The sequence below is a fragment of the Vibrio sp. Y176 genome, assembly GCF_033438945.1.
Map to the genome: position 1 here is coordinate 1 of NZ_JAWOQS010000291.1, position 834 is coordinate 834.

Genomic DNA, 834 nt, shown 5'->3' on the forward strand with positions numbered 1-834 from the left:
CTAACCTTCACCAAGGTGCGGTCGGTGTCGGCATTGATATCGCAACAGGCAAAGCCATTCGTGCGGTGCAATTCGACCAACCAGTAACGCACCACCCGGATATGGGTAAAGATTTATCGACTCTGCAAGTGCCTCATTGGGAGCGTTTGCTAGAACTTGCGTCAAGTGCTTGGGAAATGACGGGGCTTGGTTACATGGGCACCGACATGGTTCTCGACAAAGAAGAAGGTCCGATGGTACTTGAGCTGAATGCTCGTCCTGGTTTGGCTATTCAAATCGCGAACGGAGCAGGATTGCTTCCTCGCTTGAAGCATATTGAAAGCCTCGGCACTCCAGCGGAGTACCCTAAGCCTATAGAGCGCGTAGCCTACGCGGTTGAGCAGTTTGGTGTAAAACCAAAGTTCTAAAGCTTACCAGCTAGCAATCAGCACATGGTTGCTATCGTGTTTCTTTCTGCCATCGTTTTCACTCCCCTTCCTATCTCATTTCGCCGGTTTCATCATTTGAATCAATGATCGAGCTAACAAAATCAACATAGATCGTTTCTTTTCCACTGAGCCCATTGAGTATGATGTTTACTCCCCTTACTCAACTTAAAGAGGTTGGGCGATGCTAACAAAAGAAACAAATAATAATGAACCACAGCTTGTAGACCAGGAAACTTTTGACCAACACTTACAGCGTTTGTCTGAGCTTTCGGTTCAAGCACTTGAAGAGCTTGCTGAAATTATCGAAGCTGGAACCGATATTTCAGAGGAATAGCGCTTAGATTATTTCCAATACTCCCTGCTATTGGTCTAAGTGCTCACGAAAAAGCCGAGACTGTCGTCCTAC

The 834-nt window shown here is 46.5% G+C and carries 2 protein-coding genes; both read left to right on the forward strand.

Going from position 1 to position 834, the window contains the following annotated elements:
* On the forward strand, nucleotides 1-407 hold a 407-nt coding region (locus R7O13_RS25635), incomplete at its 5' end, for a sugar-transfer associated ATP-grasp domain-containing protein (protein ID WP_318305041.1).
* Nucleotides 408-609: 202 nt separating this feature from the next.
* Nucleotides 610-762, forward strand: coding sequence for a hypothetical protein (locus R7O13_RS25640; RefSeq protein ID WP_005457235.1), 153 nt, complete (start codon nucleotides 610-612; stop codon nucleotides 760-762).
* Nucleotides 763-834: the final 72 nt, after the last annotated feature.

Coding starts and splice junctions, on each gene's coding strand:
- R7O13_RS25640 (WP_005457235.1), top strand. CDS start 610: ATGCTAACAAAAGAAACAAATAATAATGAACCACAGCTTGTAGACCAG.